The sequence below is a fragment of the Pelagerythrobacter sp. genome, from assembly GCF_041912895.1.
In the GTDB taxonomy this organism is placed as follows: Bacteria; Pseudomonadota; Alphaproteobacteria; order Sphingomonadales; family Sphingomonadaceae; genus Pelagerythrobacter.
The window spans coordinates 249,903-262,287 of the sequence record NZ_JAYSGI010000002.1 but is presented as its reverse complement, the minus strand read 5'-3'; the positions used below and the strand labels follow the sequence as shown (position 1 = coordinate 262,287).

Annotated in this window: 10 protein-coding genes; 3 read left to right on the top strand and 7 right to left on the bottom strand. The window is 67.5% G+C overall.

What is annotated here, in order from left to right; genetic code table 11:
- Nucleotides 1-2 precede the first annotated feature (2 nt).
- Nucleotides 3-1,121 carry a glycosyltransferase gene (locus tag ACE3QC_RS08270; protein ID WP_374407137.1) on the bottom strand — a complete coding sequence of 373 codons (1,119 nt, stop codon included), beginning with the start codon at nt 1,119-1,121 and terminating at the stop codon, nt 3-5.
- Nucleotides 1,118-2,209 (bottom strand): glycosyltransferase family 2 protein, encoded by a 1,092-nt coding sequence (locus ACE3QC_RS08265; protein ID WP_374407135.1) that lies wholly within the window; start codon nt 2,207-2,209, stop codon nt 1,118-1,120. The genes ACE3QC_RS08270 and ACE3QC_RS08265 overlap by 4 nt, the downstream gene beginning before the upstream one ends.
- Before the next feature lie 129 nt (nt 2,210-2,338).
- Between ACE3QC_RS08265 and ACE3QC_RS08260 the strand changes: the two genes are divergently transcribed.
- From ACE3QC_RS08260 to ACE3QC_RS08250, 3 genes are all read left to right on the top strand, one after another.
- Nucleotides 2,339-4,159, top strand: a complete 1,821-nt coding sequence (locus ACE3QC_RS08260) for a sulfatase (protein ID WP_374407133.1) — start codon at nt 2,339-2,341, stop codon at nt 4,157-4,159.
- A 123-nt stretch (nt 4,160-4,282) separates the two neighbouring features.
- Entirely contained in the window at nt 4,283-5,467 is a 1,185-nt protein-coding gene (locus tag ACE3QC_RS08255; protein ID WP_374407131.1) for a nitroreductase family protein, read from the top strand.
- 9 nt (nt 5,468-5,476) lie between these two features.
- Entirely contained in the window at nt 5,477-6,586 is a 1,110-nt protein-coding gene (locus tag ACE3QC_RS08250) for an acyltransferase family protein (RefSeq protein WP_374407129.1), read from the top strand.
- Nucleotide 6,587: 1 nt separating this feature from the next.
- Here the strand turns inward: ACE3QC_RS08250 and ACE3QC_RS08245 are convergent, their stop codons facing one another.
- From ACE3QC_RS08245 to ACE3QC_RS08225, 5 genes are read right to left on the bottom strand one after another with little or no spacing between them, the layout of a single operon-like run.
- Nucleotides 6,588-7,469 carry a sulfotransferase domain-containing protein gene (locus ACE3QC_RS08245; RefSeq protein ID WP_374407127.1) on the bottom strand — a complete coding sequence of 294 codons (882 nt, stop codon included), beginning with the start codon at nt 7,467-7,469 and terminating at the stop codon, nt 6,588-6,590.
- Nucleotides 7,466-8,761 carry a polysaccharide pyruvyl transferase family protein gene (locus ACE3QC_RS08240; RefSeq protein ID WP_374407125.1) on the bottom strand — a complete coding sequence of 432 codons (1,296 nt, stop codon included), beginning with the start codon at nt 8,759-8,761 and terminating at the stop codon, nt 7,466-7,468. The genes ACE3QC_RS08245 and ACE3QC_RS08240 overlap by 4 nt, the downstream gene beginning before the upstream one ends.
- A complete protein-coding gene (locus tag ACE3QC_RS08235) occupies nt 8,758-10,305 on the bottom strand; it encodes an oligosaccharide flippase family protein (protein ID WP_374407123.1) in 1,548 nt (515 codons plus the stop codon). The genes ACE3QC_RS08240 and ACE3QC_RS08235 overlap by 4 nt, the downstream gene beginning before the upstream one ends.
- Before the next feature lie 4 nt (nt 10,306-10,309).
- Complete coding sequence (locus ACE3QC_RS08230) at nt 10,310-11,893, bottom strand: phosphotransferase (protein ID WP_374407121.1); 1,584 nt, start codon at nt 11,891-11,893, stop codon at nt 10,310-10,312.
- Nucleotides 11,890-12,276: a capsular biosynthesis protein gene (locus ACE3QC_RS08225; protein ID WP_374407119.1), complete on the bottom strand. Its 387-nt coding sequence runs from the start codon at nt 12,274-12,276 to the stop codon at nt 11,890-11,892. Before ACE3QC_RS08225 ends, ACE3QC_RS08230 begins: the two co-directional genes overlap by 4 nt.
- Nucleotides 12,277-12,385: the final 109 nt, after the last annotated feature.

The window sequence follows — 12,385 nt, the reverse complement described above, 5'->3', positions numbered from 1 at the left end:
GTTCAGCGGCGGGCGAAGCGCAGGAACAGGTCCTCGTATTTGCGCACGATCGCGGACTTCTCGAAATTGCGCGCGACATGGTCGCGCCCGCGCCTGCCCACGGCAGCCGGGTCGCTTGCCATCGCGCGCTCCATGGTCGCGCCGATCGCCTCGGAATCGATCGTGGCGGCGAGGAATCCGGTTTCACCGTCCACCACCAGATCGCGCGTCGCGCCGGGGCAGTCGGTCGCCACGACCGGCACGCCGAGCGCCATCGCCTCGAGCATGGCGTTGCTGAACCCCTCATAGCGCGAAGAGGACACGAACAGATCGGCGCGTGCGATCTCCGCCAGCACGGCCTCGCTGCGTCCGGGCATGGAGACGCAGTCCGCGAGGCCGAGCGCCTCCGCTTGGCGTTCGAGCGCCGCACGCTCGGGCCCTTCGCCGAAGATCGTCAGTGTCGCCTGCGGATACCGGGCGCGAAACGCGGCGAATGCCGGAAGGAAGAGATCGAACCCCTTCTGCGGGGCGAGGCGGCCGACCGTGACGACCGCAGGGCGGCGGCGCTCGGCAAGCGGGCTCGCGGCTTGCTGCCGGGTCAGGGCCTGCTGAATCTCGTCGAGCGAGACCGGGTTGCCGATGACCGCGATTTCCTGCCCCGGCCGCAACTCGCTGCGCAATTCGCGCGCCATGTCGTCCGACTGCGCGACCACCGCGTCGGCGCGGCGCATGAGCAGGCGGATGACCAGTTGCGCGAGGCGATGCTTGATCAGCGAGGTGCGGTTTAGGATCGCGAAATCCGCAGAGATCGCGTTGGCTTGGCGAATTATGACCGGCTGCTTGCGCCGCTGGATGATGCGCGCCGCCAGGGCGGTAACGTTCATTCGCAATGTGGTGAAGACGAGTGCGGGCGCAATCCGGTCGATCTCCCGTGCGAATGCGCGAGCCGGGTAACGCCCGCCATCGATCGCGATGATGCGCACGTCGCGCGGCAGGGCGTCGAAATAGCGCCCTCCGCGTGTCGAGGTTATCAAAACCGGAGCGAAGCGGTTGCGGTCGAGCCCCGTCAGCAACTCGTACATCACGCGATCGGGCCCGCCTGCATCGAGTTCGGGGATCGCCAAGGCGATCGGGACGGTCATGGCGCGCCCGCCGCCGTCCCCGGCGTGTCGTTCGCGGCGCCTTGCGCTTCGTAGGAGGCCATCGCCCGCCGATAGAAAGGCCGGGCGACCATTGTTCCCAGTGGGCCGAGCGCCAGCAGTGCCCGCAGAATCCGAACCTTGCCGCAGTGCCCCGCCACGGCCGGATAGGCGGCCTTGCCGAAGTCGACGCCGCGGCGCGCCAGCGTCCGCTCCCCTTCGGCGACCATCTTCAGGCCGCGCAGCCCGATATCCTGCTCGACGAAGGCGCGCGCCATGTCCTCCCGGCTGAAACCCGCGCGTTCGAGCACTTCGGGCGCGGTGTCGAACGTCGCGCGATACTGGTCCATCAGGTGCTTGAGCGCCCCCGCCTCCCGTTGCAGCGCGGCCTGGTTGTTCGCATGGACGCGATAGGCGAACAGCGGCCGGTCGACGAAGAACGCCTGATCGGCGGCGGACATAAGCTTCCACGCGAACATCTTGTCGGGGTTGAACATGTATCCCCCGCCATAGCCCTCGAGCTGTTCGTAGAGGCCGCGCGGATAGCAGGTCGAAGCGAACGAGAACGGCGTGCGGACCAGTTCGAGCGAGCGCTGCAGCAGGCGCGCGGCATCGTGGCGATAGACCGGCGCGCCGACCGCCGCGCTCAGCGCCTCGTCGCGCTCCGCCTCGGGCCACAGGCGACGGTCGAGACCCGCTTCGCCCGTCTTGATCCCATCGCCATCGATGACCTCATAACCCGAGGAAAATATCGCGCGATCCGCCGCCGGGCCCAGCGCTTCGGCCAGCGCGGCATACGTGCCGAAGGCATCGGGCCGGGCCAGATCGTCGGACGATAGCAGCAGCATGCGGTCGCCCGTCGCGTCCTGACACGCCCGGTCGAGATTTCCCGCGAAGCCGACATTGCCGCGGTTGACGTGCAGTTTGATCCGCGGATCATCGAAGGCCTCGACCACCGCCACGCTGTCGTCGGTGCTGCAGTTGTCCGACACCAGGATCTCGATCTCGGCCTGTTGCCTGCGCACGCTCTCGATCGTCTCGCCGATATAGCGCGCGTAGTTGTAGTTCGGGATGCAGATGCTGAATTTCATGAAGTGTGCGGGTCCGTTGGCGGTGTGCGCGGTGGTCGGCCGGGCGGTTGCGTTACCGGCAGCGCTCGGTAAGGGTCAAGCGTGAAGCCCGGGCGCGCCGCATCGTTCGGGAGGGCAGGGGGAACAGGCATGGCCGAAGGCGTTGCGACGCCCGCCCGCCGCAGGGATTTGCGGTTGACCGCCACGGTCGCCGCGCTGGCCACCGTGCTCGTTCTGTCGAAAGCCGCGATCGCCTGGCGCGACAACAGCCCCCTCGTTCCGCTCGACAATGTCCCGCTCGAGGCGCTCGCGGGTTCGCTGCAGGGCGTTGCCGTTCTCGCGCTGCTGGTCGTGCTCGGCTGGCTCACGCCGCGTCGTGGGGGCGGGATGTGGCTGCTCGGTCCGCTCGCGGCAGGGTATGCGCTGCTGCTGCTCGTCAACGTGGCCTTCGCGGTGAAGTTCGGGCGGAGCTTCTCGCTGTTCTGGCTGAGTTACGCGCACGCCGACAACGCCGTTGCGCTGGAGCGCTATCTGTCGGCGGCATTGACCGGCAAGCTGATGCTCGCGTTAACCGCGATCGCCGTTACGGGTGTCGCGGCATTTCTCGCGGCGCGATGGCTGAAACTGGTTTGGGCGCCGCCGATGCTGCTCGCGCTGCTCGGGGCCTTCGCGGCGCTGGCGTGGGGCGCGGGGCGGCTGTCGCCCTCCCCGCCGGCGAATTTCGTGACGCAGAAGGTGCGCAGCGATCCGCTGATGGCGCAAGTCGGCGATGCGGTCGCCCGCTGGCGCATCCACGCCGCGCCTGACTGGACCGGCGAGCGCGAATGGGCGCGCCGTTCCTTTGCCGCCCGGCCGCTCGACGGCGAACGGCCATCGCTCCTGCTCGTGGTCGCCGATTCGATTTCGGCCGCGACGTTCGAGCGCATGGCGCGCGCGGGCGAGATACCCCACCTCGCGGCGTTCGCGGCCGAAGGCCAATATATCGCGCGCGCCTATACGCCGGTGCCGACCTCGGCCAAGGCGTTTCTCGCGCTGCATGTCTCGAGCTATCTCGACGTCGATAGCTTTGCTGCGAACCCGGCCTTCATCCCCGCAGGCCACCAGACGTTTTCGGACACGCTGCGCGACGCCGGCTATCGCACCGGCCTGTTCATGAGCGGATCGCTGCAGAACTACGGGATCGCCGATTTCCTGCGCAACCATCCGTTCGACGTGCAATACGACAACGCCAACCTCGCCTGCCCCGACAGCCATGAATGGCGCAGGCGGCTATACGATCATCCGGGTGACGATTGCCTGATCGACGCGGCGGCGCGCTGGATCGGACAAGGCGATGAACCATGGTTCGGCTGGGTCTGGCTCAACGGAACGCACTACCCTTATTTCGCGCCCGACAATCCCCGGAATCCCTCGGTCGGCGCTCCGCGCGAGCGGCACGACAACGCGCTGCGCGAAGTCGATCGCGTGTTCGGCGTGTTGCTCGAACGGCTCGCGGCGCAAGGCCGGCTCGACGATACGCTGATCATGTTCGTATCCGATCACGGCGAGGCGTTCGGCGAACATGGCGACTGGATCCACGGCACCTCGATCTACGACGAACAGGTGCGCGTTCCGCTGATCGTCGGGCCGGTTCCGGGCAACCGGGGCGAGGAGCCGATGCCGATCGCCTCGCTCGTCGACATCGGGCCTACGCTGCTCGACGCGGCGGGCTTCCCCCAGCAGCGCGCGGTGCAGGGCCGCAGCCTGTTGCGGGCGGACAGCCGCCGGCCGGTGTGGTTTACAAGCAAGGGCGGCGGCAACGCGATCGGCTATCGCGGCGGCGGGCGAAAGGTGATCTTCGACTACCGGGACGGCATGCCGCTCGCCTACGACCTGACGCGCGATCCGCTGGAGCTCGACCCGCGCGAATTGGAAGGCGAGGATGCACGCCGAGCGATGGCGCGGATCAAGGCGTTCATCGGCGATCGCTGACCGTCGGGATACAGCGACGCAAGAGCGCCCTTCCGCTTCGCCGTTGCTCCGCGGACCCGGTTCTTCTATGCGCCCTGCGACACGATCGCGCGGCACTTTCGCCGATGGCGCAGGGACTTTCCAATGAAACTGGAACGCAAATTCCTCGCGGTGGAGGAAACCGGAACGGCCTATCGGCGCAAGGGCATGCGGCGCATGCTGTTCGCGCTCCTTCCGGAGAACGCCTACGACCGGCTGCGCGGTGGGCGCGTGCGGTTCGAAGCCTCCCCCTGGGGCCGGCGGTGGAGCCTGTTCGTCGCCGCCTGGCTTTCCGCCATCGCCCGGTCGGGCGTGCTCAGCGGGCTGCACTACGCGCTGTTCTCGCGCGAGTTCGATCGCGAGCACCGCGCGGTGCTCGCTGCGCGCGGCCGGCACATCCGCGACGTGTTCGCCGGGCGCGGCAATCTCTACATGCTGCGGCGCAACGTCCACCGGCTCGAGAAGGGCCTGATCATGAAGCCGCCGCGGCCGATCTTCGGCCTCGGCAAGATCGGCGAGACGGTGACCGCCTACCGCGCCTGCCTCGGCCAGCTCGGCCGGGGAGACGAGGATTTGCGGACGAGCCTCGAATGGGCGAAGGATATCCTCAACACCTATTTCGACCGCGTCGCCGATCACCCCGTGGTGGCCGAAGCGCGCGCGCGTTTCGAAGCCGCCGATGCAGATCACCATGTGCCGACCAGCGCCGATCGCGCGCCGTTCCTGCGCGCGCTGGAGCCCAGCCTGCCCACGATCGAGCAGATCGAGAGTCTCGCAGCGCATCGCCGCTCGGTCCGCTGGTTCGACGGGCGGCCCGTGCCGCGCGGCGTGATCGACCGCGCGGTGGAGATCGCCGCACAGTCGCCCACCGCGTGCAACCGCCAGCCGTTCCGGTTCGAGTTCTTCGATTCGCCCGAACTGGTGCAGAAAGTCGGCGCGGTGCCCAAGGGGACTCCCGGCTGGCTGCACCAGATTCCCTGCTTCATGGTCATCATCGGCAAGTTCGATGCGTTTCGCTTTGAGCGGGACCGCCATGTGCCCTATATCGACGGGTGCCTGTCGGCGATGGCGCTGATCAACGCGCTGGAGGTGCAGGGCGTGTCCAGCTGCTGCGTCAACTTCCCCGATTTCGCCGATACCGAACAGCGGATGGCCGAGGTGCTCGGCCTGGCGCCGTGGGAACGCGCGATCATGTGCCTCGCCATCGGCTACCCCGAGGACGGTGAGCGGGTTCCGTTCAGTCAGAAGCTGCCGCTGTCGATGATGCGCCGCTACAATCACGGCGAATAAGGCGCTGTCTTGAACAGATCCGTTCGCTTCGTGGTGCTGGATTCCTGGCGCGGGATCGCGGCGCTCGTGGTTGCGTTCGGCCATCTCCATACCACCGGGTTGCTATCCGGCCTGCCGCTGTCCTCCACCAGCTACCGCTTCGTCGATTTCTTCTTCGTACTTTCGGGGTTCGTAATCGCGCATTCGAGCGGCGAACGGCTGTCTGCCGGACGGCGCGAGGCGGCCCGCTTCATCGTGCGCCGGATCGCCCGGCTCTGGCCGCTGCATCTGTTCATGCTGACGCTTTTCGGCGCGCATCAGCTCGTGCTGCTCGCCGCCAATGGCATGCATCTGGTGGAGGAGCCGCGCGCCTTTACCGAGAGCTTCGATCTCGCCTGGCTCCCTGCAAATCTGGCGATGGTTCAGGCATGGGGAACGACTCCCTTCAACACGTGGAACGAACCGGCATGGTCGATTTCCACCGAGCTCTTCGCCTATCTCTGCTTCGCGCTTGCCTGTCTCGTCGCGCGACGGAAGGGATGGGCCATCATGGCCGCGATCGGCGCGGTCTGCATGGCCTGTGCGTTCGTGTTTCCCCATATCATGCGCGCGACGGTCGGGCTTGCGATCATACGGGGGATGGCGGGGTTCGGGCTGGGCGTGCTGACCCACTGGATATGGGCGAGATGGCGCGACGTGCGCGTTCCTTTCGCCACCGCGCTGGAAGTCGCTGCGATCGGTGCGACGTTTCTGGCTGTCATTTACGATCCGATGGCACTGGGGGCGCTGGTGGTTCCGCTGTTCGCGCTTGTCGTGCTGTTGTTCGCGTACGAGCAAGGCTCGGCTTCGCGGCTTCTGCGGCGGGGCGCGTTCGTCTTCCTGGGCGAACGCAGCTATTCCATCTACCTGATGCACGCCATCATCTTGATGGGCATCCTGTCCGCCGCCGCCGTGTTCGGCCTGCTCGGCGGCAGCGAGGGCAACACCAGGATCGTGTTACCGCCGCCGTTGGGCGACGCCCTCCTGATCGGCTATCTTTGCTTCACGGTTGCATTGGCGAGCCTGACCTACCGCTTCATCGAAATGCCGGGGCAGGCGATCGGCAAGAGAATCCTTCGCCGCGAAGGCCTCGCGCAATAGCTCAGGCCTGGGGCTGACGGTCCAGGATAGCGCGCAGGCGGTCCTCGTGCGGTCGATAGTGTTCGCGCAGCGAGGCCTTGGCGCCTTCGTCGATATCCGCAAAGCGGCGGATGATCTCCGCCTTCTGCGATCGCGCCCTGGCGGCGTTCGTCAGTGACGTCAGGGTGGGTATCTGCCCGCTTCGCAACCGTTTGATGGCCTTGCCGAAGAGCCCCTGCCGCAGCCTGGCGTCGGTTCGGTTCCGGCTGGGTTCGCGGACGACCGGGATCGGCGCGACGCCGAAGAAGAGGCAAGCCGAATCGAGCAACCCTTGCGGATTCCCGCGCAGCTGGTCGAATTCGCAGAAGAAGAAGTTCCGGGCCGGAAACAGGCTGCGAAACGCCTCGACCTGTTCGGCATAGTATCCGCGCGAAACGATCACCGACCGGGGCGGATCGCGCAACTCTTCGGCGATAACCTCGGCGAACGTGCGCAACCGGCCGTTGCGCTGGATCAGCTTCGCACGGTCGGGGTTGCCTTGCGTGATCAGCATGTGCCGGTAATGCGAAACCGCCCTGTCGACCGGATCGCGGAAAATCCACAGCAGACGCAGATCGGCGCCCAGCGAATCGTATATGCGTTGCGGAAGGAAGCCCATGTCCGCGATTCTGGAATAGACCGGCGTCTTCTCCCCTTGCCAGCGCGCATGGGTGCCTTGGAAATGGCGGCTGTAGCTGGCGAGCCCTCGGGCGAAAGCGCGTTCGTCGTTGAAGAAGTGCAGTTCGCGTTCGGCGACGAAAATGTCGTCATGGCTGTCGAGCAGATCGGCCAGCGAGGAGGTGCCGGCCTTCATGGCGCCCACGATCAGGAAGTTGGGCAGCGCGAGGCCATCAGCCCGCGTCACCGGTAGTTCTCCCGGTCCGCCGCACCGCCCCGTCCGCCGATTTCAGGAAATGCCGCCGTCAGGCCGTCCACCAGTCGCGATCGCGCGTCGAACAGGCATTCGTCCTGCCGTTTCAGAGTGGCGTCGCGATCGGCCAGTACGTCTTCGATACGCGCTTCGATACGCGCTTCCCAATCGCCATCGCCCATCCGGATCGGTTCGCCATCCATCCCGATCGCGTTGAAGAAGCCGGTCAGCTTGAAGGTGCCGGTCTCGACCGGTATTATCGGTGCGCCCGCAATCAGGCCCAGCACGCAAGTGTGCAGCCGCGAACTGACGACCGCGTCGAAACCTGCCAGATGCCGGGCATATTCGTCGTAGGGCAAGGTCCGGCCTTCGCATTCGATGCCGTCCAGCTCCAGGTATTTCTGCCAGAACGGAAAGTCGGTCGACCATTCGTTGCTCGTCAGGGTGATCCCGTGCCTCGTGCGAAGGCGATCGATGATGCCGTCCCACTGGCCGGTCAGGCCATGCGTTCGAACCTGCAGCGCGTTGATCGCCAGCGCCAGCCCGCCGCCGCCGGTGCCGCCGGTTCGCTCGATCGCACTCATCGCGGCTCCGTCGGGCAACACGATCGGCCTAGTGCGGCCGCCGTTCTCGGCGAGATAGTCCACGCTTTCGGTGTCGCGGAACTCGACCAGATCGCACTGCGCGAACACGTGGTCCGACAGCGCGACCAGCATCTTGTCCTCCAGCTCGAAGCTCAGGTTGACAAACGCCGTGCGCGCGCCGGCGAGCTGCGCGCAGCGGGTTTCGAGCAGATAGTGCAGCGCGGTGTCGGTCGCGTCGGCCTGGAACTCGCCGGCCGGATTCACCACCACCAGATCGGCCGTACAGATGAAGGCCAGCCGATCGAGATAGTCTTTCTCGCCCAGCCCCAGCGCGGCCACCCGGCTGCGCAGGCGCAGCGCCTTCCGCAGCCGCACGAACCGGAGAACTTGCTGCTGTTCGTGATCGTGCCGCACGGCCCAGCGCGATGGATCGCGGGCCGGCGCGGCGGGCATCCGCGCGACCAGCTTGCGCGCCAGCGCGTCGAATGCCGCCACCGGATCGCGCGCCCGCTTGAGCTCGCCGACGGTATACCGCTTGAGATAGCCCGGCGCACGCTCGACCAGCCGCACGTTCGCATCCGGGTAACGGCGCGCCAGGAAGTCGCGCCAGGCGATCGACAGCGCCTGGTTGCCCTGGTTCTGCGTCGCGGTCTTGGTGATCAGGACGACGCGGGGGTGAACTGTCTGTATCGTTTCGCTCATCTGTCTCTCGTGGAGTGCGGTTTCCCGCGCCGCCGCGGACGGACCCGATCCGTTATGGCGCGCACTATCCGATTTCGCCGCCGGGTCCATTCGGGAAATGTCCAGGCTTCGGGAAGGAACACGGCAAGAGCCACGACGCACACCGCGAACAGCGCCGCGATCACCGCCGCCAGACCCAGCTCTCCCCATGGCCAAATCGCGCCTATCGCCTCACCCGCAATCACCAGCAGGCCGCCGATCGCCATGCCGGGCGCGATGGCGAGCAACACCGCCCGGCGCGACAGCGGGGGGCTCTCGCCCGTGGTGTCGACCGCCACCGGCAGCGCGATGTAGAGCGCGGCGGTGACGACGCAGGCGACCGCGACGATGCCCCAGCTCGCCGCCGCAGCCACGCCGCCGCCGACGAGGACGCACATGAAGATGTGCCGCCGCAGCATGTGCGCCATGCGCCCCGACACCAAGATCGCGCTGTCGATGAAGTTGAGCGCGATGCGGGCGGGCAGCCCGGCGACGAGGATGGCGAGCGGCACGACCACGCCGCCCCATTGCGGGCCGAGCAGGATTTCGACGACCAGCTCGCGGAACAGCACGAGCGACGCGGCCACCAGGCTCGTCCCGATCGTGACCAGCCGCAGGATCTTCGGCGCCAGCGTCGCGATGCTCCCGTCGCGCTCGCGCTTGGCGATCAGAGCCTGCCGGATCGGATGGTCGAGTGCTACGAACGGCTCCTTCGCCTGCGTGCTGAGATTGTAGGCGCGGCTGTAGAGGCCGGTCGCCGCGGCCGAGGTCGACAGCCCCACTGCGATCGTGTCGACCGCCGACCAGAACCAGGCGAACACCCGCGATGCCAGCCCGTAGCTGCCGGTCGCCGCGAGCCCCGACAGGTCGAACCGGCGCGGCCAGCGCAGCGACAGCCGCGCCGCGAACGCGAACTGCACCGCCATCGCGAAGTGTAGGGCGATCTGCCCCGCGACGAGGCTCCAGTAGCCCCAGCCCGCCACTGCGCCCGCGATCGCGACGACGACGTAGATCGCCGCGCTCACCACGAGGAACAGGCCCGCGTCGCGGAACCGGTGCTGGCGCCGCATTATCGCGCGGCCGGTCACCATCACCGCCTGGAAGAAGAAGATCGGGCACGTCGCGCGCAGCACGCCCGCGAGGCCGGCGAAGCCGAACAGCGCTTCCAGCGTGGGCGCGGCGACGATCACCACCGCCGAGCTTGCGGTCATGATCGCGAAGCACGCCCACAGCAGCGAGCGCAGCCGGTCTTCGTCGAGGTCGTTGGAGCGCAGGATCGGAAAGTCGATGAAACCGTCGGCGATCACCAGCATCAGGACGGTGAGCGAGGTCGAGATGGCGATCACGCCGAAATCGCCCGGCGTCAGCAGTCGCGCGAGCACCACGGTGCCGGCGAGCATGACGAAACTCTGTCCGAACCGGCCGAGCAGCGACCAGAAGCCGCCGCCGATCAGCAGGCGCGAAAGGCTCGCCGAACTGCCGCGCCCGGCGCGCGAATCGTGTTCGGGAGGTCTTGTCCCGGCCATCGGCTCATTCGCCGAAGAAGCGCGCGTGGAGGCGCAGCGCGTTGGCGAACAGGGTGCGCTGGCGCTTCGGGTTGTCCGCGTGGAGCGGGATCATCGACAGGAACAGCGACACCATCGCCGCGCGCACCGCCGGCTCGTCGAACGCCGCGCCGCCCGCGCTGGCGGCGAAGAACCGTTCCTCCAACCATTCGCGCAGCGCGTCTCCGCCGGGCACCTCGAGCGTGAAGTCGCGGCCCGTGGCGTCGCACTCGGCCACGAGGTGCTCGGCGACGATCTGGTCGTAGCGGCCGACGATCGAGTGGCCCAGCTTGGCGATATCGTAGCGGATGTCGCCGAATATCGTCTGTTCGCCGCGCACCGCGCCGCGCGGGTCGATCAGCACGATGCGGTCGGAGCGGACATCGAACAGCATGTTCGAAAAACAGAAGTCGCCGTGCATGATCGCAGGCGCGCGCGCGGGCGCCGCGGCGATCGTCTCCGCCAGCCGCGCGACGATATCCTCCAGCGTGCCCACCGGCGCGCCGTTGATCGTCAAGCGCTCGTCCGCGGCGGGCAGGAACCCGGGGTATTGCCCCAGCCGCTCGCGCAGCTTGTCGATCACCAGCCACGCCAGCGGCGTCTCGCCGGGCCCTTCGAACCGCGCCGCGGCGTCGAGGTATTCGCGGCAACCGGCGAGGATCTTCTGCCACACGAAGCGCGAGGACCGCGCGAGGTAGAGCTCAGCGACGGTCGGGAAGTTGGCATAGACCGTGCGGTATTCGCCCGCTTGCGGCGCGCCGCGCGTCTCGATCAGCCGGGCGGTGTAGGGCTGCAGCGCGGCCGGGACCGAGCGCAGCCAGTTCGCTTCGGCATCGAGTTTGGCGGCGTCCCGGCTCTTCTTGTGGACGGTGTAGCCGTCGATCGACAGCGTGTTGAAGTGGCGGGCTGCGGCGAGCCGGTAGCGCGAGGAATAGTACGTCTTGAGATGCCCGAAATCGAGCGCTTCGATGGCCGCGATCCCCGCGACCGCGTGGTCGCGGCAATAGCGGTCGATCGCCGACACGAAGCCGAAGTCCGACCGCGACAGGCACTTGAGCAGCGCGGCGGTGTCCGAGAAACGGAAATAGCCGCTGAGCATCAGCGATTCCTCGGTCAGCCGGTCGCCGCGATGCTCGCTGGCGACCGCGCGCACCCGCTCGCCATCGAGCGTGACCAGCCCCCAGCTGTACTGCTCGACCACGCCGGCGATCGAGAGGCAGTCGTCCGGCGGCGTCTCGGGGGGCGTGACCAGCGTGTCGCCGTGAACGATCTGCAGCGGGCCGTCGGCACCGATCTCGAGGATCGACTGGAACACCGACATGCCGAGCGATTTCGTCGGGTCGATGCGGATGATCCGCACGCCTTCCGCCTCGAGCAGCCGGGCCAGCGCGGCGTCCATCGCGAAATCGGCCGGAAGCGAGAGCCAGACCTCGTCCTGCTCGCCGAGCCGGCGCAACTGGTGCTGGACGAGGTAGCTGGATCCCACGGGAAGGAAGGCGGGCGGGATGCGGCCGAACTCGGCCTGCATTTCCTCGCCGATATAGGTGCCCGAGGTGATGAGCACGCTCATCGGGCATGCCCTTCGCGGGCGGGGGCCATCAGCCGGTCGAGCTCGTCGAGCGGCAGCGCGAGGAATTGCGACGGGCGCATGCTGCGATCGTGAACGTAGAACCCTTCGGTGCCGCACCAGGGCTTGCCCATGTGGATCTCGTCGAACGCAACCGAATGGCGGTCGAGCCAGTCGAGCAGCACGGGCAGGGTATGCTTGTTTATCTTGCCGACGTTGCCCCGGTGGGTGCGCATGTTGCGCGCCGAGTAGACCACGATCGTCGCGCCGCGCCGGTGGAGGTGATTGACCCGCTCGATCACGTCGCGCCGGGGCAGCCGATCGGCGTAGTCGACCGTCGGGTCGTCGACCGTCAGAGTGCCGTCGACGTCGAGGATTATGCGCACGATCCGTCCCTTGCAACTGGCCCTTGCAACCGGCCGCGCCCGCCGTTTCCGGGCTGCACGCCGCGGGTCGGCGCGCCGCGCTCCGCGGGCCGCGAGGTTCCCTAGGTTC

Bases quoted from the DNA above. Each gene is read 5' to 3' on its own strand.
- ACE3QC_RS08270 (WP_374407137.1), bottom strand. From the start codon at position 1,121: ATGACCGTCCCGATCGCCTTGGCGATCCCCGAACTCGATGCAGGCGGG.
- ACE3QC_RS08265 (WP_374407135.1), bottom strand. From the start codon at position 2,209: ATGAAATTCAGCATCTGCATCCCGAACTACAACTACGCGCGCTATATC.
- ACE3QC_RS08260 (WP_374407133.1), top strand. From the start codon at position 2,339: ATGGCCGAAGGCGTTGCGACGCCCGCCCGCCGCAGGGATTTGCGGTTG.
- ACE3QC_RS08255 (WP_374407131.1), top strand. From the start codon at position 4,283: ATGAAACTGGAACGCAAATTCCTCGCGGTGGAGGAAACCGGAACGGCC.
- ACE3QC_RS08240 (WP_374407125.1), bottom strand. From the start codon at position 8,761: ATGAGCGAAACGATACAGACAGTTCACCCCCGCGTCGTCCTGATCACC.
- ACE3QC_RS08235 (WP_374407123.1), bottom strand. From the start codon at position 10,305: ATGGCCGGGACAAGACCTCCCGAACACGATTCGCGCGCCGGGCGCGGC.
- ACE3QC_RS08230 (WP_374407121.1), bottom strand. From the start codon at position 11,893: ATGAGCGTGCTCATCACCTCGGGCACCTATATCGGCGAGGAAATGCAG.